This window comes from Peribacillus sp. NPDC101480 (assembly GCF_050277335.1).
Taxonomy (GTDB): domain Bacteria; phylum Bacillota; class Bacilli; order Bacillales; family DSM-1321; genus Peribacillus.
Window position 1 is genome coordinate 1,253,621 of record NZ_JBNNSB010000001.1, and the last position, 14,935, is coordinate 1,268,555.

At 39.6% G+C, this 14,935-nt stretch carries 15 protein-coding genes and 1 other annotated feature (1 of these 16 only partly in view); of the genes, 12 read left to right on the plus strand and 3 right to left on the minus strand.

The features are described from left to right. The first annotated feature begins 609 nt into the window (after nucleotides 1–609). The 8 genes from ACQKMF_RS06275 (at nucleotide 610) to ACQKMF_RS06310 (ending at nucleotide 9,458) form a co-directional block, all read left to right on the plus strand. Nucleotides 610–1,698, plus strand: coding sequence for a type III polyketide synthase (locus ACQKMF_RS06275; RefSeq protein ID WP_427572171.1), 1,089 nt, complete (start codon nucleotides 610–612; stop codon nucleotides 1,696–1,698). Then, a complete protein-coding gene (locus ACQKMF_RS06280) occupies nucleotides 1,698–2,228 on the plus strand; it encodes an isoprenylcysteine carboxyl methyltransferase family protein (RefSeq protein ID WP_230176926.1) in 531 nt (176 codons plus the stop codon). The genes ACQKMF_RS06275 and ACQKMF_RS06280 overlap by 1 nt, the downstream gene beginning before the upstream one ends. A gap of 179 nt (nucleotides 2,229–2,407) precedes the next feature. Next, nucleotides 2,408–2,572 carry a hypothetical protein gene (locus tag ACQKMF_RS06285; protein WP_157830996.1) on the plus strand — a complete coding sequence of 55 codons (165 nt, stop codon included), beginning with the start codon at nucleotides 2,408–2,410 and terminating at the stop codon, nucleotides 2,570–2,572. Nucleotides 2,573–2,763: 191 nt separating this feature from the next. Then, nucleotides 2,764–6,477, plus strand: coding sequence for a dynamin family protein (locus ACQKMF_RS06290; RefSeq protein ID WP_427572174.1), 3,714 nt, complete (start codon nucleotides 2,764–2,766; stop codon nucleotides 6,475–6,477). A 15-nt stretch (nucleotides 6,478–6,492) separates the two neighbouring features. Then, nucleotides 6,493–7,254 (plus strand): nucleotidyltransferase domain-containing protein, encoded by a 762-nt coding sequence (locus ACQKMF_RS06295; RefSeq protein ID WP_402938020.1) that lies wholly within the window; start codon nucleotides 6,493–6,495, stop codon nucleotides 7,252–7,254. 12 nt (nucleotides 7,255–7,266) lie between these two features. Further along, a complete protein-coding gene (locus tag ACQKMF_RS06300) occupies nucleotides 7,267–8,094 on the plus strand; it encodes a sulfurtransferase (RefSeq protein WP_402938017.1) in 828 nt (275 codons plus the stop codon). 85 nt (nucleotides 8,095–8,179) lie between these two features. Then, the gene (locus ACQKMF_RS06305; protein WP_101223445.1) at nucleotides 8,180–9,055 is read left to right on the plus strand and encodes a 5'-3' exonuclease; all 876 of its coding nucleotides are present in this window, start codon (nucleotides 8,180–8,182) and stop codon (nucleotides 9,053–9,055) included. A 121-nt stretch (nucleotides 9,056–9,176) separates the two neighbouring features. Beyond that, on the plus strand, nucleotides 9,177–9,458 hold the full coding sequence (locus ACQKMF_RS06310) for a DUF6123 family protein (RefSeq protein WP_230176922.1): 282 nt from the start codon (nucleotides 9,177–9,179) through the stop codon (nucleotides 9,456–9,458). A 44-nt stretch (nucleotides 9,459–9,502) separates the two neighbouring features. Here ACQKMF_RS06310 and ACQKMF_RS06315 read toward each other — a convergent pair whose 3' ends face one another. Both ACQKMF_RS06315 and ACQKMF_RS06320 read right to left on the minus strand, forming a co-directional pair. Further along, nucleotides 9,503–10,411, minus strand: coding sequence for a DMT family transporter (locus tag ACQKMF_RS06315; protein ID WP_402938012.1), 909 nt, complete (start codon nucleotides 10,409–10,411; stop codon nucleotides 9,503–9,505). Further along, entirely contained in the window at nucleotides 10,395–10,808 is a 414-nt protein-coding gene (locus ACQKMF_RS06320) for a reverse transcriptase-like protein (RefSeq protein WP_402938009.1), read from the minus strand. The genes ACQKMF_RS06315 and ACQKMF_RS06320 overlap by 17 nt, the downstream gene beginning before the upstream one ends. A gap of 220 nt (nucleotides 10,809–11,028) precedes the next feature. On the opposite strand from ACQKMF_RS06320, the gene ACQKMF_RS06325 reads away from it, so the two are divergent. The 3 genes from ACQKMF_RS06325 to ACQKMF_RS06335 all read left to right on the plus strand — a co-directional run bounded on the left by ACQKMF_RS06325 (nucleotide 11,029) and on the right by ACQKMF_RS06335 (nucleotide 12,948). Then, nucleotides 11,029–11,700, plus strand: coding sequence for a ribonuclease H family protein (locus tag ACQKMF_RS06325; RefSeq protein WP_230176920.1), 672 nt, complete (start codon nucleotides 11,029–11,031; stop codon nucleotides 11,698–11,700). A 5-nt stretch (nucleotides 11,701–11,705) separates the two neighbouring features. Continuing rightward, nucleotides 11,706–11,891 (plus strand): zinc-finger domain-containing protein, encoded by a 186-nt coding sequence (locus ACQKMF_RS06330; RefSeq protein WP_101222353.1) that lies wholly within the window; start codon nucleotides 11,706–11,708, stop codon nucleotides 11,889–11,891. 79 nt (nucleotides 11,892–11,970) lie between these two features. Next, on the plus strand, nucleotides 11,971–12,948 hold the full coding sequence (locus ACQKMF_RS06335; RefSeq protein ID WP_427572178.1) for an HD-GYP domain-containing protein: 978 nt from the start codon (nucleotides 11,971–11,973) through the stop codon (nucleotides 12,946–12,948). Nucleotides 12,949–12,963: 15 nt separating this feature from the next. On the opposite strand, the gene ACQKMF_RS06340 is transcribed toward ACQKMF_RS06335, so the two are convergent. Continuing rightward, nucleotides 12,964–13,428 carry an RrF2 family transcriptional regulator gene (locus ACQKMF_RS06340; protein WP_101222351.1) on the minus strand — a complete coding sequence of 155 codons (465 nt, stop codon included), beginning with the start codon at nucleotides 13,426–13,428 and terminating at the stop codon, nucleotides 12,964–12,966. Between the two features lie 170 nt (nucleotides 13,429–13,598). Here ACQKMF_RS06340 and hmpA point away from each other — a divergent pair, with 170 nt between their 5' ends. Beyond that, on the plus strand, nucleotides 13,599–14,807 hold the full coding sequence (hmpA, locus tag ACQKMF_RS06345) for an NO-inducible flavohemoprotein (protein WP_402938001.1): 1,209 nt from the start codon (nucleotides 13,599–13,601) through the stop codon (nucleotides 14,805–14,807). Between the two features lie 62 nt (nucleotides 14,808–14,869). Beyond that, nucleotides 14,870–14,935: a binding site (T-box leader), on the plus strand; it runs 149 nt beyond the window's last position.

Below are 14,935 nucleotides of genomic sequence, written 5' to 3' on the forward strand. Positions count from 1 at the left end.
TGAATTACATTTCGATCATTAAGATGATAAGAAGGGTACCTACGCCTTTTTATGATATGGGTAACATGCATTTCGCCATTGCCCACAATGACGGTGGGCGGTGTAATATAAATCAATGGATTCTCTTCTGCTAAAGGGGCGGTAATATTACCGGCAATTATGTTGCCGAATTCTACTGCATAAGATCAAGCATTTCACCTTCTAACGGGATGCCGAACATACTTTCACCTATTTTACTCATGCATCCGTTAGTCCCCTCAATCATTATTCTCCCACGGATATCCCCTGTCATGCCAATAAGGACGCTATTGGGTTCCTGTTCGAAAGGCAGTCTTATAATGTAAGGCTTTTGAATGTCCAAAGAGAAAGGAATAAGGGACTACCGCCCTGGATGGTTCCATATAACAATTTTGTGATTATAGTGTTGATTTCCAATTTCATTCCCACTTGTATGGTTATGTTCTTTTATCGAATTTATAGTCTTTTTTTCTATAAGAAAAAAGGAAAAAATATTATAAAATCCAGATAAATATAACCATTTAGCTATAAAGCATAATTGATATCCTGGTGGGTATATTAACCATATCATGAATAATTAGGGGTGGGATCATGCCGTATTTATTATCTGCATCACATGTAAAGCTGCCATATTTACTTTCACAGGAAAAAATCATGGAATTTTCGAGAGAAATATTTGGAGCATCTTTTAAGAATATAGAACGGTTACTGAAGGCCTTTAAGAATGGACAAGTGGAGAATCGATATTTTTCAAATGATCTCGATTGGTTTAAAGAGGATCATTCTTTTGCCGAGCGGAATGATTTATATATACAGCAGGCAGTCAAGTTTGGGAAAGAAGCTATAGAAAAATGCTTAGCGAACACATCATTTTTAAAAGAAGAACTGCCGGCAAACGAGTTAGATGCTTTCTTCTTTATCTCAAGCACTGGGATTGCCACCCCGACCATTGATGCCAGGATAATGAATGAACTTCCATTTAACCCGCATGCTAAAAGGATTCCGATTTGGGGGCTTGGCTGTGCAGGGGGAGCGAGTGGACTATCACGTGCTTTTGAATATTGCCAAGCATACCCGACTGCGAAGGTCATTGTTTTAAGCGTGGAGTTATGCAGTTTGACATTTCAAAGGAATGATATCTCCAAAAGCAATTTAATTGGGACTTCCTTATTTTCCGACGGAGTAAGCTGTGTTTTGGTTTGCGGTGATGAAGTGCCGAATGAACAGTTTTCAAAAAAAGTAAGACATTTGCAATTTTTGGATTCGCAATCGACGCTTATGCCGGATTCATTGGATGTCATGGGTTGGGATGTAAAAGATCAAGGGTTATACGTGATCTTTTCGAAAGATATCCCTACAATCATCAAGGATTGGCTTAAACCGAATGTTCAAGAGTTCTTAATGGAGAATGGATTCGATTTAAATGATATAAAAGATTTCATCGCTCATCCTGGAGGCAAGAAAGTAATTGATGCATATCACGAAGCTCTCGGGTTCGATGAAAGCATGACGGCAGAGTCAATGAGCGTATTGCGCGAATTTGGCAATATGTCATCAGCGACTATTTTGTATGTTCTGGAGAGGTTCATGCATCGGGGCGGGAATAAAGGTGAGATGGGCCTGGCTGCTGCATTAGGGCCTGGGTTTTCATCTGAACTTGTGTTAATGAGGTGGAAGTGATGATCTTTGCCATTCTCATTATCTTGATCGCTATACAGCGCCTGGTTGAATTATATATCGCCAAACAAAATGAAAAACAGCTGAAAGCTGCAGGAGCAGTGGAATACGGTGAGTCCCATTACAGGTGGATGGTTCTAATGCATCTTAGTTTTTTTATTGTTCTCATTATTGAAGTGATCGTGCTTGAAAGGAATATGTCTGGACTTTGGCCAATTTGGCTGACCCTTTTTATAATTGCGCAGTCAGGCAGGATTTGGGTAATCCGTTCATTAGGAAAACATTGGAATACAAAAATCATAGTGGTTCCTGATGCCGATGTAGTCATTAAAGGTCCTTATAAATATTTCAAACATCCGAACTATATCATAGTCGCAACTGAGATTTTAGTTATTTCCTTATTATTCAATGCATATTATACTGCTATCATCTTTAGTTTATTGAATGTTTGGATGATGACGGTAAGAATCCCGCTGGAAGAGAAGGCATTAAAGGAACATACGGAATATTCTACGGTTTTTAAGGGAAAATAATAAAAAAATTTAATTTCTTATTGAAAATGATTATCGTTCGTGATAAGATTCTAAATGAAGATGAAAATTATTCTCATTCGGATCTCGATAATTTTATTTAAATAACTAATAACTAATAACTAATAACTAATAACTAATAACTAATAACTAAAAGCTAAACAATATATAAGAGGATGGTGTTGGTAATGGTTTGGGTATTCATTTTATTGACAATCGCTACATATGGTTTTGTGATGAAACATGTATTGAATAATATTCAAAAACCGGCAAAGGCATTAAAACCTTATACCGAGTCACCAATTGAAAACCGAGCTGCTTTTAACCCCACCCCTACAACCAGGTAAACATCCTGGTTTTTTTTTGCATTCCAAGTCAATATGAATCAAACTGCATGAATCCACCAATCGGTGGTTTTTTTTTTGAACATGGAATGTAATGAATCATATAGTAAAAATAAAGCTGATGGTATGAATAACAAACGAAATCGTTTACAATAAGAATATCAAAATGACGATAGATTAAGGGGTATGGATTCATGATTCAAGAAACATTAAAGCAACAGTCCAAATTGGGGATTTTGACTGCCATGTATGAGAAATTTCAATCGGCAGGTGATACAGGCAATGCCGATAAACTGAAACAGTTAATCATGAAAGTGAATAAAGAGGAGTTCATCATTGCATTTTGCGGGCATTTTTCAGCGGGGAAATCCAGTATGATCAATTTTTTCCTTGGTGATCAAGTACTGCCTTCAAGTCCGATTCCAACGAGTGCGAATACGGTAAAGGTCCAAAAAGGGGAAGACTATGCCAAGGTCTTTTACCATCATCAGCCACCAGTATTATTTCCTGCACCTTATGATTTTAAAGAGGTCAAGAAATTTGCCAAGGATGGAGACTCAGTATCGGCAATAACGATAAGCTCCAATGATTTTTCACTGCCGGATTCATGTGCGATCATGGATACGCCAGGAATTGATTCAACAGATGATGCACATAGAGTTTCTACGGAATCTGCCTTGCATCTAGCTGATGTCGTCTTCTATGTCATGGACTACAATCACGTCCAATCAGAGGTGAACTTCCTATTCACTAAAGAGCTGTTAGAGGCTGAAAAACCGACATACTTAATTATTAATATGATTGATAAGCATGATGAGAACGAGCTTAGCTTTCAAGACTTCAAGCTTTCCGTTTCTGAAGCATTTGCGAACTGGAATGTATATCCTGACGGGATTTTTTATACTTCCGTAAGAGACTTGAACAATAGTGAAAATGAAATAGAAGTGGTCAAGCAATTCATATATGAAATGGCTGGCAAAGGTCTAAATGATGGCAAAGATGCCATCATGCAATCTGCTAATGCCCTTGTCGAAAGGCATCTTAATTGGCTGAAGGAGCAGTATGAAGAGGAACATGCCGATGATTTTGAAGTATTGTCAGAACTTCCTCATGAAGAACGAGTACACCTGACGAATCAAGTGGACAGCCTATTGAAAGAAAAAAAATCATTAACGGGACGCATAGAGGACATCAAGGTCCAATACGCTGATGCATTAGAAACGATTTTGAAAGGTGCGTACATCATGCCCGCGGCAACACGGGACCTGGGTAAATCTTTCTTGGAATCGGCTCAGCCAGATTTTAAAATGGGTCTATTATTTGCCAAGAAAAAAACGGATGCCGAACGTGAGGCACGTATCAAGGCGTTCTTGAGCGATCTACAAGAAAAGGTAAAAACCCAGCTTGAATGGCATATTAAAGAATTAGCAGTTAAAATGCTTAATCAAGCGGAGATCCATGATTCAACACTTGAAGGTAAGGCTCAGGCACTTCAGATCGAGGTAACGGAATCTTACATAAAAAATTCTTTGAGGCCTCAAGTCGATATTACGGGTGAATACGTTTTAAACTATACGAATGATTTAGCATCAGCCATCAAAAAGAAAGCACGTGATGTATCTGAAGGATTTTTGAATGAAATGGTTACCGTTATGGAAGGAATAGTGGAACGGCAGTCTATATCCATCGATAAGGAGCTTGAAGGATATTCTGAATTTGCGGAAGCCCTTAAAGTTACTGCTGCGATGAACGCGGAAATCGTTTACCAAACGGAGCGTTTAGAGGCCATTGCCCATCAAACTGAATCATTAGCAGATGAGCGTGATATCGATATGCTGTTAACTCAATGGAATGAAGAGGAAAAAAATATTACGGTCAAAATCATGAAAACCGAAAAAGGAAGTAATTCAAGGTCCGTCAACGAACAACCTGAAAGTGATTATGATAAAGAAAACAAGGAAGCTGTACCTTCCGTGACAGTTTCTTCATCTGATGCTGCTGATTTACGCGGAAAAGAAAAGCTGATGGAGACTGCAGCGAGTTTACAACAGGCAGCCAAGCTTATACAACCTTTGAGAGGATTTCAATCACTTTATAAGGAATTGAAAGAGAAGGCAAATCGCTTGGAACAGCAGACGTTCACGGTTGCCCTCTTCGGTGCATTCAGTGCGGGCAAATCTTCCTTTGCCAATGCGTTGATGGGAGAAAGCGTTCTTCCTGTTTCACCAAATCCGACAACTGCCGCAATCAACAAAATCATGTCTTCGGACGCTGAGCATCCACATGGAACGGCAACCGTCAAATTAAAGACCGAAGCAATGCTGTTGGAAGATGTAAGCCTGGCCTTGGCAGCTTTTGATAAATCGGCAAAGACTCTAGATGAAGCCCTCCAACTAGCAGGGCAAATCATTGCGAAGGCGGGGGAAGTCGATAAGGGGAAGACTCATTTATCCTTTCTAAGGGCTTTTCATCAAGGGCTGCCTGAGTACCAAAATGATCTAGGAAATGTGGTTACGGTAGATCTTGAAGGATTTAAACGTTTTGCTGCAGAAGAGTCCAAGTCATGTCTTGTTGATCTGATTGAATTGCGTTATGACTGTGAAATGACAAAGCAGGGGATGGTCCTTGTTGACACGCCTGGGGCGGATTCGATAAATGCACGACATACAGGAGCAGCTTTCGAATATATTAAGAATTCGGATGCCATTCTTTTTGTGACCTATTATAATCACCCATTCTCACGGGCGGACAGGGAGTTCTTGATACAACTTGGACGTGTGAAAGATTCATTCGCTATGGATAAGATGTTTTTCATTGTCAATGCCGTCGATCTGGCTCAAACCACTGACGAATTGGACGAAGTGATGGATTATGTCACAGATCAATTGAATGGATTCGGAATCCGTTTTCCAAAACTGTTCCCGCTTACGAGTAAGGGAGCGTTGATGGAAAAACAAACGCCTGGTTCATTTAAGCATTCTTTCCTTCCTAATAGCGGAATTTCCGAATTCCAAGGCCAATTCGATTCTTTCATAGAAAACGATTTAACTGGACTTGCAATTGAATCGGCTCAAGCGGCTGTAAAAAGAACGGAAGAACTGCTACGAGATGTAATTACAGCTTCAAGGCAGGATGAGAAAGCGAAACGAAATGCCCTGGAGACCCTTTCTCAAGAGTCACAGTCCATTTCGGAACTCCTCTCAGTCATTAAAGGGGATGCAGAAAGGCAGCGTTTGAAAAAAGAAGTCGACGAATTGACCTTCTATAGTAAACAACGAGTCTTCTTCCGGTTTAATGATTTCTTTAAAGAATCGTTCAATCCGGCTGTTTTAAAAGATGATGGAGGCGATCTGAAAATTGTCCTCAAGCAATCGATGAAGAACTTATTGGATGCGTTAGGCTTTGACCTTGCCCAGGAAATGCGGGCAACGGCATTAAGGACGGAAATGTTCGTAAATAAATTACTGAATGAGAAACAAAGCAGTTTGCTTCAGCAAATGCAAAAAGTAAGAAGAACCCTTTCATTGCAGCCATATGAGCCTAATGAGAGGGAGTCCATTGAATTTACAGGAGCTTTTGCCCAATTGGATACGGGAGAATTCAAAAAGGAATTAGCATTATTTAAAAATCCAAAATCTTTCTTTGAAAAAAATGAGAAAGCGAAAATGAGCGAAGGGCTTCAGAAGCGTTTGGATGAACCTGCCCTTATATATGTTAAAGAACAGGGTGAGCGGATTTTCGAAATGTATACTGAAGTCCTCGATCAAGAGTTACTTGCGATTCAAAAAGAGTTTAAAACGGAAATATCGGATATCTTTGCAGGCTTACGTGCAGCATTGGAGGAAACGGTCGATTTACCGTATTATGAAAATGCTGTAGCTGAATTGGCAAAAATGCATTCGAAATAGAAACGAGGTTCATTCATGAAAGAAAACCTTATTTCAAGATTGAGATACCTGGAAAAGAAAGAGGATATGACCATTTTGATGGCTGCTGTTACTGGCAGCCATTCTTTTGGTTTAGCATCCGGCCAATCTGATTATGATGTTCGATTTATATATGTTCATAATGATAAGCGATCATACCTCAGCTTAAGTCAGCCAGTTGAAGTCATTCAAATGAAAGAAGGCCAATTTGACATGGAAGGCTGGGATCTATTTAAAACATCACGTCTTACCTTAAAGAGTAATCCTGCTTTATTTGAATTATTTCAGTCGCAAATCAAGTTGATTATGCATCCGGATTATTATAGGAAGATGAATGGTTTGATAGCGGATTGCTATTCCAAAAAGGCACTGGGGCACCATTATTATCGGATGATGAGCGACAATCTTCAACAATTGACAAAAACAAAAGAAACCAAAAGAAAAGAACTAAAAATATGGGTACAAGTATGCCGTTCATATTTAATCTTGGAATATATCATCCAACGGGGTTCACTGCCACCTTTATCGGTATGGGAATTACTTGATTTGGTTTCAATTGATCAAGAATTGAAAACCGGGATGACCCGGATATTCAAGGCAAAACAAATGGAAGAATGTATAAGCAACAATGAAAGTGAAAAGAATCTTTTGCTATTGGAAGGGAAATCACTTTCCTTAAAGAATGAGATAACTGGGCTACATCAAGGGAAGAGCATGGAAACGGAGCTTAATGAATTAATTTGGGCCATTTTGAAGTAGGGGGTTATACAGATGAGTTTAATAATCGAAAAAGAAGAGCTGTTGCCGTTGTTGAATTCCAATGATATCAGAATTTGTGACTGCCGCTTTCAGCTAGGCACTCCTGATGCAGGGTATAAGGCATACAAAAAAGACCATATTTCAGGCGCTGTTTATTTCGATCTAGAAAAGGACTTATCGGGTCAGGTTAAAGAACATGGAGGAAGACATCCTCTTCCTGACCTGGAAACCATTAAAGGTAAACTGGAATCACATGGAATCACCAATGATACGGTACTCATTGCTTATGATGGCGGAGAAGGTTCTTTTGCTTCCAGGTTTGCGTGGCTGCTGAGCTACCTTGGACATAGGAAAGTTTTTGTTCTTAACGGGGGATATCGCGCCTGGAGGGATGCGGGCTATCCCATTGACTCGAATCAAACGAATTATGTGCCAGCTGAATATCATATTGATTTAAATGAGTCCGTTTTTGCTTCTTTCCAAACAGTAAAGAATTACACAATGAATAGGCCAGACGATGTCATTTTAATCGATTCAAGGGAATCTAAACGCTACGAGGGAATTGAGGAGCCGATTGATAAAAAAGCCGGCCATATACCTGGTGCCGTAAATAAGGTGTGGACGAACGTTCTGGAAAATGGCTATTTTAAAAAGAAGGAAGATCTTCAGTCGAATTTCACAGGCATCGGTAATGATAATGAAATCATTGTTTACTGCGGTTCAGGTGTAACCGCATCACCAAATTATATCGCCCTGAAAGAAGCGGGTTTTAAAGATGTGAAGATTTATATTGGCAGTTTCAGTGACTGGATCTCCTATGATGATAATCCAATTGAATAATATTTTTTCCAATTAAACGATCCTTAAAAAAGGGGACGGTTATGTTAAAATGGAAGTACATCATGATAGAGGTGATAATGTGTTAATGAAAGAAAACGAGCAGCACCCTTCCTTTATGCTTGTCGATGGGATGGCGCTTTTATTTAGAGCTTTTTATGCAACGGCTGTTACTGGTCAATTCATGATTAACTCGAAAGGCATACCAACCAATGCCGTTCAAGGTTTTTTGAAGCATATGCTGACGGCGGTGAATCACTTTTCACCCAGTCATGTAGCGGTTTGTTGGGATATGGGCAGCAAGACCTTCAGAAATGAATTATTTGATGGATACAAGGCTAATCGATCAGAAGCTCCAGTCGAAATGATTCCTCAATTCGACCTGGCGAAAAAAGCGGTTGAAGCATTTGATATCCCTAACATAGGGCTCTCTGGATATGAGGCGGATGACTGTATCGGGACAATTGCCAAGGCATCTGCCCAAAATAGCCGGGTGGGTATATTGACTGGCGATCAAGATATGCTGCAGTTAATAGATGAAAACATTTCCGTACTTTTGTTAAAAAAAGGGTATGGTAACTATGAGGTGCATAATCCCGATAGCTTTTTTGAATGGAAAGGGATTACACCAAGACAAATGATCGATTTAAAAGCTTTAATGGGTGATACAGCTGATAACTATCCCGGAGTTAAAGGAATAGGGGAAAAGACAGCGTTGAAATTATTGATCCAGTATCAAAATATCGAAGGGATTCTTGAAAATGTTGCTTCATTGACGAATGGGCAGCGGGCTAAAATTGAATCCGCCGTCGATATGCTTCATTTATCCAGAAAGCTAGCAGAAATAAAATGTGATGTACCAATTTCATGTTCTTTGGACGATGCGGTCTATCAGTATGATCGCGAGAAGGTAAAAAATCTGGCTAATGATCATGAATTCAGGGCTTTACTGCGAATGATTTAATCAAACAAGCGGAGCTTCCAAATGGGAGCTCCGTTATTTTGTATGGTGATTTTTTTGTCGAAAAATGGATAGTCAAAATCTTTGATATACGGTAAGATGAAAATAAGGTATGAAGTATGGAGTGGATGCAGAATTGGCGAAGTCAACTGAAGAGTATGTTAGTTTTTTAGAGGGTAAGGGATTCACTTTTGGTAATGACGCTATTGGTTTTATTTATTTTGGTAAGCGCTACACGGATGCAAGTGATATTTTAGTCAATGCAGCAATAGAATTGACATTGAAGGTACAAAAGAATTTTGATGGCAGTTTTTATATTTCCTTTTTGGAAAACTTAAAACAAAATGGCATTGAAACGCGTAGTGCAGCGGTATCGTTTGCAAAAGAACAGGGGCTGCTTAAATAAATCGGACTTCGTAACTGGGAGTCCGATTTATTTAATTGGGCTTTTCAAGAAAACTCCTGTGTCACCGATTTCTTTTTCTTAACAGGCAGTTCAGCGAAAATCATTCCCAAGAAAATGAATGCGCAGCCGATGATGGAGGCGGTAGTCAATTTTTCCCCTATCAATATGTATGAGGATAACGCAGCAAAAACCGGTTCCATAGAAAAGATCAGCGCCACTCTTGTAGGTGTCGTATAAGCTTGGAAGAAGGTTTGTGCGAAAAAGGCGAACGCCGTGGCAAGGGCTGCAGTAACCAATAAAGCAGTCCATACATCCTTCTGTAACATGACCTCAGAGCTGAAGATGACGGAATGATTCTCGTTGAAAATGAAGGCTGAAACAAATGATAATAAAGATACGGTCGAAACCTGAATAAGCGTCAACGGTAAAGCGGGTAGGGTCTTGGCATATCTAGCGGTAGTTATGATCTGCATGGCAAAACTGATTGCGCATAAAAATACCAGTAAATCACCGATATTCAAATTGGAGCGGTCAGCGAAAGTCATTAGATAAAGCCCAATGGTTGCCGCTGCGACACCGATCAATGTATTGCGGGAAAGCCGATGTTTTAAAAGCAGCAAGGAAAAAACCGGTACCATGACGACACTTAATCCTGTTATGAAGCCTGTCTTCGCAGGAGTCGTATAATTCAATCCGATCGTTTGAAGCCCATATCCCAGAAAAAGCCAAACCCCAATATGAAACCCGGCTATAATGAGGCCCTTATTCCAAGTTTTCCCCCTTTTGTGTAAAGTCGATATATATGGAATGAGCAAGAAAACGAAGGCCATGAAGAAACGGACGGCATTAAACGTGAATGGGTCAAGAAATGACAGGGCGTTTTGAACCATAACAAAAGTCACGCCCCAGATGAATACAACGAATAATAACGAAAAATCAGCTGTCTTGTTCATGAATTTCCTCAGCCTTATTCATGCGAATGGCCCGTCTCGCCAATTCATCCGCGGACTTGTTTTCAAGGTTTGGAATCCATTTCATGAAAAATAATTCAAGTTCGTCGGAAAGCTTTAGCGCCCGTTCCAGCAATATCGCATACTTATTTTTTGCAAATCTTTTTTCAATGGCCTGGTTGATGGCTTGGGAGTCAGTACGGAAAGAAACGACTTGATACTTATTGGCTACACAAATTTCCAATGCTTTGATTAAAGCATGGTATTCCGCTTCATGGTTTTCCATATTTCCAAGCGGAATTGAATGCCTCTCGACCACACCGTTATTATTTATGAAAACACCTGCGCCGCTCGGCCCGGGATTGCCCGCACTGGCACCATCAATATACACTTCGATCAATATATGCTCCTCCTCGAGTTTAACTGTCAATATGCCTTTATAAAAAATGTTTCATATAAAATAAGATTGAAACATGAGAATTTCAGGCTGATATGGGAACTATAATTAAAAAGAGTGATTCAAATGCTTACAATATATTATAAAGGGTATGACGAAAAAAAGGTATGAAAATTGTAAGCTGTTCTGCATGAATGGTGAATGGATAAGGAGCTGGAAATCTTTGAAGGTAATTATGCAATGGACATATCATGCTTCAAAAAAACCATCTGCCGATTTCGTTTCAGATTGGCTTGATGCCGGGACTGCACTGGTCATTACGGAGGATCTTGAAAAGGCAGGAAGGCTGAAAGAAGTGGAATTCAAGGATGAATTCGATACAACATGGACGAAGAAAGAGCTAAAGAAACTCCTGACGGAAGTTGAGGAAGAGCCGCAGGATGTGACGGTTTTTTTTGATGGCGGTTTTCAAAAAGATGAAAGGGTGGCAGGACTCGGTGTAGCTATTTACTTTCGACAAGGTAAGAAGTTCTGGCGGTTACGCACCAACGTGAAATTGGACCAATTCGAATCCAATAATGAAGCGGAATATGCGGCATTTCATGAAGCGGTCAGTCAGATGGAAGAACTTGGGGTGCATCATCAAAGCTGTGTCTTTAAAGGGGATTCTCTCGTTGTCTTAAATCAACTTTCCGGTGAATGGCCCTGTATGGAAGAAAACTTAAATAAATGGCTGGACCGCATTGAAGCGAAACTGGATAAATTAAAGATCATTCCGGTCTGCAAACCAATTTCTCGGAAGGAAAACCAGGAAGCTGATCGCCTGGCAACACTTGCACTGCAGGGAAAAGCTATTTTCAGCAAAATAGAGATTGTTGAATCAAAGGAGCCATAACAACAATGAACAGGAAAAAAATATATGAAGAAGTGGAAGATGTTCTTGCTTCATTTTGCCAGGATTGTTTTTTACGAAAGCATTTTCGAAAAGAGAAGGGGCGTACGTATGCCCATCAGTTTTGTATTTCAGAATGTACGGTTGGTGAAAAATTAAAACGCCTAGGCAATGAACTTAGTGACCGAACTTAAGTGCCAAAAAATTGTTTTCATTAAGACACAATGTCAGATATGGTATTATAGGTAAAAAATAGAGAAAAGTGTGAGAGCGATGAAAAATAGAAGAGGGAAGCTGATTAATAAAGCGAATCCGCCTCTTACCATACCTGAAATTGATTTCAAAATGGAAGAATTGAAAAAAGGTGAATCTACTCTAACTGAAGATCATGTACAACCTAAAGTAAAGATTCATGAAAGAATCAATAAAGCTTCTATTCGAATCAAAAACATCTTTCAAGATATACGTAATGAAGGAAAAATACAGCTTGAAAATGTTGAAGAGATTAAAGCGGAGGTAGCACCTGTCATTGCACAAGCTGCAAAGAATCCTGATGTTTATTACCTTTTCGAAGAGCTGCAAGCAAATAACGAGTACACGTATAAGCATAATATCGGTGTCGGAATCATTGCCACTTATCTAGGGATGAAGCTTGGATTATCGAAAGAAAACCTTTCAGCACTGACACTGGCAGCCACACTGCATGACGTGGGTAAAACAAGGATTCCGGATAGTATATTGGAAAAGCCGGGTAAACTGACTGCGGCAGAATATGAAGAAATGAAACGCCATGCCATTTATGGTTATGAATTACTTAAAAGTATCCCAGGAATCCCACCATCGATTGCATTAACAGCCCTTCAGCACCATGAACGGGAAGATGGGAAAGGCTATCCACATGGTCTGATGGGGAATGATATCCATCATCATTCGAAAATCGTCGCAATAGCCGATGTATTCCATGCGATGTCTTCAAATCGTGTATATCATCAGGCCATGCCGTTTTATAAGGTGATTGAGCAAATGAACAGCGATAAGTTCGGTAAATTCAATCCAGAGATACTGCTGGAGTTTGTAAACCGATTAATGTCCACTTTAGTCGGAAAAGAAGTCACGCTTACCAATGGGCGAAACGGGACGATCATCATGATCAATCCATACGATCCCCTTAAAGTCCTATTGAAAACGGGTTCAGGGATCATGGATTTGCGAATGGAAAAGGAATGGCAGATTGAACGAATCATCGGTTAATGAAAAAGAGCCCGATTATAAAAAATCGGGCTTTTCGTCATGCTGCTTAACTGAATCGAAATAAGTTTTGAGCATCACTTTATTTTCGCTGAAGTCTGCAATCGTATATTGATCAAGGACCTTTAAAAAAGCATCCAAGGCATTATTAAGGACAAATTTCAATGAACAAACGGGAGAAATTACACAGTTATCGTGATCTTTAAAACATTCCACTAAATAAAAATCTTCTTCAGTTCTCCGTACCAGTTCCCCTACATTTATTTCGGCGGGTGATTTTGCAAGCCGGAAACCGCCATTTCTTCCACGTATGGTCTCAATATAGCCTAATTTACCTAGATTATGAACAATCTTCATCAAGTGATTTTTAGACAGTTGATAAACTTCAGATATCTCTTTAATATTTGACAATTTGCTTTGGTCGTGGGAAGCCAGGTAAATCAACACTCTTAGTGAGTAATCGGAATAACTCGTCAACCTCATGTTTATCGCCTCACATTCTATCCCCATTAGACTATATCATAAATGTGAACATTTTATAAACATGAAAACTTATTATTTAAAAAGATGTATAAAAAATATTGCTTTTAATGCATTTAAGTTCTAATATAAACATGTATTTAAAATACTTGTTTATGAAGAGGGGTTTACCTATGCTATCCCAAAAAACTATCGATGTTATCAAATCAACCGTACCCGTATTAGAAGTGCATGGTGCAACTATCACAACTGTATTCTATAAAAATCTTTTCGAAGCACATCCTGAATTGTTAAATGTCTTTAATCACGCCAATCAAAAAAAGGGGCGCCAGCAAACTGCACTTGCCAACACGGTTTTGGCAGCGGCTAAACATATAGATCAACTTGAAACAATCTTACCTGCCGTGAAGCAAATAGCACAAAAACACAGAAGTCTTGCTGTTAAAGCTGAACATTATCCTATTGTTGGAGAATATCTATTAGGAGCAATCAAGGAAGTGTTACAAGATTCGGCTACAGAAGAGATCCTCCAAGCTTGGGGAGAGGCCTATGGAGTCATTGCCGATGTTTTCATTAGCATTGAAAAGGAAATGTACAATCAAGCTTCCAATCAGGTCGGCGGATGGTCTGATTTCAAACGATTCACAGTGGTGGAAAAAGTGCGGGAAAGTGACGTAATCACTTCCTTTTATTTAAAGCCATCAAATGGTGACAAGGTTCCAGCATTTCTTCCTGGACAATATATTACCGTTCGTATCGAGATACCGGGTGAACGCTATTTATTCAACCGTCAGTATAGTTTGTCTGATGTTCCGGGAAAAGATTACTTCCGGATTTCCGTTAAAAAAGAAAAGCCTGGAACCTCTCCTGATGGAAGGGTCTCTAACTACTTGCATGAATCCATTCAGATGGGTGACAGTATAGAAGTAACGGCTCCTGCAGGTGATTTCACCATTGATTTGGGAAAACGAACTCCGGCAGTATTCTTGAGCGGAGGCGTTGGCATAACGCCTTTCATGAGTATGGTTCATGCAGTAGCTGAACAAACACCTGAGCGTGATGTCCAATTCATTCACGCATCCGATAAAGGCACTTTACAGCCGTTCAGAACGGAACTGACAGAACTAACGCACAAGCTTGCCAGTTATCATTTATCCCTTGTCTTTAAAAATCCGAGTGAGGATGATAAGAACCTGCCGAATTTTGCAAAGCAAGGGTATGTTGATAAGGAATTATTGAGCAGTATTGTTAAACCTGAGGCTGATTATTATGTGTGCGGCCCTGTGCCTTTCATGAAGGCCGTCATCACTTACCTGAAAGAGCTTGGGGTAGATACGGATAAAATCCACTATGAATTCTTCGGCCCAGCCATGGCGCTATAAGGTTCATTCATCGAAGGAATGTTATTGACATCAAGAAGATAATTTTGCATACTATATTAAAACAATGAACGTTGAGAGAAGATTAGTATGCGAGAATCACTGTGACAGAGAGCGGCGTCAATTGCTGG

Bases quoted from the DNA above. Each gene is read 5' to 3' on its own strand.
- ACQKMF_RS06275 (WP_427572171.1), top strand. From the start codon at position 610: ATGCCGTATTTATTATCTGCATCACATGTAAAGCTGCCATATTTACTT.
- ACQKMF_RS06280 (WP_230176926.1), top strand. From the start codon at position 1,698: ATGATCTTTGCCATTCTCATTATCTTGATCGCTATACAGCGCCTGGTT.
- ACQKMF_RS06290 (WP_427572174.1), top strand. From the start codon at position 2,764: ATGATTCAAGAAACATTAAAGCAACAGTCCAAATTGGGGATTTTGACT.
- ACQKMF_RS06295 (WP_402938020.1), top strand. From the start codon at position 6,493: ATGAAAGAAAACCTTATTTCAAGATTGAGATACCTGGAAAAGAAAGAG.
- ACQKMF_RS06300 (WP_402938017.1), top strand. From the start codon at position 7,267: ATGAGTTTAATAATCGAAAAAGAAGAGCTGTTGCCGTTGTTGAATTCC.
- ACQKMF_RS06305 (WP_101223445.1), top strand. From the start codon at position 8,180: ATGAAAGAAAACGAGCAGCACCCTTCCTTTATGCTTGTCGATGGGATG.
- ACQKMF_RS06315 (WP_402938012.1), bottom strand. From the start codon at position 10,411: ATGAACAAGACAGCTGATTTTTCGTTATTATTCGTTGTATTCATCTGG.
- ACQKMF_RS06330 (WP_101222353.1), top strand. From the start codon at position 11,706: ATGAACAGGAAAAAAATATATGAAGAAGTGGAAGATGTTCTTGCTTCA.
- ACQKMF_RS06335 (WP_427572178.1), top strand. From the start codon at position 11,971: ATGAAAAATAGAAGAGGGAAGCTGATTAATAAAGCGAATCCGCCTCTT.
- ACQKMF_RS06340 (WP_101222351.1), bottom strand. From the start codon at position 13,428: ATGAGGTTGACGAGTTATTCCGATTACTCACTAAGAGTGTTGATTTAC.
- hmpA (WP_402938001.1), top strand. From the start codon at position 13,599: ATGCTATCCCAAAAAACTATCGATGTTATCAAATCAACCGTACCCGTA.